Below are 2,244 nucleotides of genomic sequence, written 5' to 3'. Positions count from 1 at the left end.
AAACGCGCTGATCTTCGCCCTCGTCGGCCAAGTCGCAGCCGAAGCCGGCGTGCTGCTGATCATCATGTCTGCGGGGCCGGGCTGAGCGCCGTCCCGAAAAATCGACTTCGGCAGCGGGCTGCTAAGGCCGCCATGATCCACCTTACGCGCGAACTGGCCTTGGCTCACGGGAAGGATTGCATTCGCGCCAACGCAATTGCGCCTGGCCACATCCATACGCCGCTGCTCGATGGCTTGATCCCCGCCGAAATGCGTGACGCGCGCCGAAAGGCCGGCCCCATCGGGATCGAGGGCGATGCTTGGGATATTGCGCATGCCGCGCTGTTCCTTGCGAGTGATGAAGCACGCTTCATCACCGGCACCTGCATCCGTTTCAACCGGACACGAGAGGCGCATCATTTCAGCGTGAAGACAACCGTGAGGATGCCCATGAACGCTTCAGCAACTATGGAAGGGATGCCGATCAATCGCCCCGATGCGGTCGATCTCGATACGCTCTCGATCGTGCCCCGCCGTGAATTCGAGATCTGCAATGATCTCCTCGACGATCATGCCGCTCTCGAGGCTTTTTATCAGGAGAATGGGTATCTGTTCTTCCGGGGAGTCCTCGATCCGCAGTCGGTCAAAGAAGCCCGAAATTCCATGCTCGCCGTCGCTGCCGACGAATTCGGTCTCGTCGAGAAGGGCGACCCGCAGGCGCGCTGGAGCGGCAAGGCCTACCCGCCGCAGAGCGAGGAAAAGCCCTGCTTCTCCGGCATTTCGAAGAAGCTCGTTGAAAACCCCAGGAACCAGGACCTTCTCACGAAGATACTGGGCGAAAGGCCGTCCATGGTGCCGATCGTCCAGTACCGGCTCTATCCTCCCAACGGACCGGTCACGATGGTCCACCAGGACGGCTTCTATTCGCCCGGCATCCAGGACTACAAGCCACTGTGGATTCCTTTAGTGCCGTGCCCGCGCGAAGTTGGCGGCCTCATGATCGCGATCGGTCAGAACAAGTCAGGCTATTTCCATAACGTGGGGAAGGAGGCGCCGTTTCCGATCCCCGCCGACGCGATCGACCCGGACAGTTGGGCGACGATGGATTACGAGCCAGGTGATCTGCTCGTCGTCCACCCCTGCACGCCTCATGGCGGAACGCCCAACACTTCAGATCGCCTGCGCGTTACCTTCGACACGCGTGTTCAGTCAGCCCGCGCGCCGAGCACTTTCGAGGCCGTCGTCGAGGCGGTTACGCCAAACCGCGTGACGCTGAACTCGCCGGATGCCAATGTCGGCACGGTTACCCTTGCCGTCGATCCTCAGACCTTCCTGCGCACACGCGGGCCTGGCGTGAGGGAAACCTTCGAAGAGTTCGCGCAGGTCACCGAGCCTGGCATGCGTCTCGTCGTCGTGCGCGAGGGTGACCGGGCGGCGATGCTCCGCATGGGCTCGCGCCCGTAACGAAGGCGCCGCACCCGGCCTCCTGCTCAATCGGCGCGGGGGGCCGGGTAACGGCCCAAGGAGAGATAGAGAAACGCCGAAGCCGTGAAGGCAAGCGCGCATAGCGCGAGAGCAGGAGAATAGCTGCCTGCCGCATCGTAGATAAAGCCAATCGCCGCTGAACCGCCCGCGCTTGAGAATGCGATCGTCATCACCGAAATGCCGAACACGCTACCATAAGCTTCGACCCCGCAGAACCGTGCAATGACGAATGCGACAAGGTCGATCTCCGCGCCCATCGTCAAACCGATCAGCAACATCGCCAGGATCAGGCAAGCAGGGCTTGGGGGACCGTAGGCGAGAAGCAGCGCGCCGGCGGTTCCCCCCATCAGCATTACGAAGGCAACGCCCGGCGCCCAGAGTCTGTCGAGGAGCAGCCCTGTAACGAATGCGCCGACAAGGCTGGCAATACCCAGCATGCCGACAAGAGCAGAGGCGGTCTCGCCTGGCAGCCCCTTGCCCATCAGAAGAGGCTGGGCCTGGGACATGATCGCCAGCAGTGGCGCATAGGCGAGCGCGGCTGCGGCGGCGATTGTCAGGACGGTCCTGTTTGCGACGAGTGAGAACCAGTTTGCGGAGGGTAAAGGCGGTTGGGAGGCGTCGGTGCTGGTGTGCGCGCCTCGGTCCACGGTTTTGCGTAAGCGGTCAAAATCCCCCACATTCTCATGATTTCGCGATTTGGTAGGTGTTGAGCCTTGCATTTGCGAGGTGGTGATGAGTGGTGATTTCGAAACCAGTTTCGAAACTGAAAGGGGTGGGAGG

Annotated in this window: 2 protein-coding genes and 1 pseudogene; 2 read left to right on the top strand and 1 reads right to left on the bottom strand. The window is 61.7% G+C overall.

Annotated elements, in window-relative coordinates:
* Positions 1 to 132: 132 nt before the first annotated feature.
* Together GR702_RS22520 and GR702_RS21905 are read left to right on the top strand one after the other, a co-directional pair.
* A pseudogene (locus GR702_RS22520) lies at positions 133 to 309 on the top strand (SDR family oxidoreductase); the annotation flags it as partial.
* A gap of 120 nt (positions 310 to 429) precedes the next feature.
* Complete coding sequence (locus GR702_RS21905) at positions 430 to 1,443, top strand: phytanoyl-CoA dioxygenase family protein (RefSeq protein WP_237449890.1); 1,014 nt, start codon at positions 430 to 432, stop codon at positions 1,441 to 1,443.
* A gap of 26 nt (positions 1,444 to 1,469) precedes the next feature.
* Here GR702_RS21905 and GR702_RS21900 read toward each other — a convergent pair.
* On the bottom strand, positions 1,470 to 2,244 hold a 775-nt coding region (locus tag GR702_RS21900; protein WP_160987619.1), incomplete at its 5' end, for an MFS transporter.

Origin of the sequence: Novosphingobium silvae (genome assembly GCF_009856825.1) — a bacterium.
In the GTDB taxonomy this organism is placed as follows: Bacteria; Pseudomonadota; Alphaproteobacteria; order Sphingomonadales; family Sphingomonadaceae; genus Novosphingobium; species Novosphingobium silvae.
Note: the sequence above shows the minus strand (reverse complement) of the source record. Positions and strands in the feature narration are given on the sequence as shown.

Bases quoted from the DNA above. Each gene is read 5' to 3' on its own strand.
- GR702_RS21905 (WP_237449890.1), top strand. From the start codon at position 430: ATGAACGCTTCAGCAACTATGGAAGGGATGCCGATCAATCGCCCCGAT.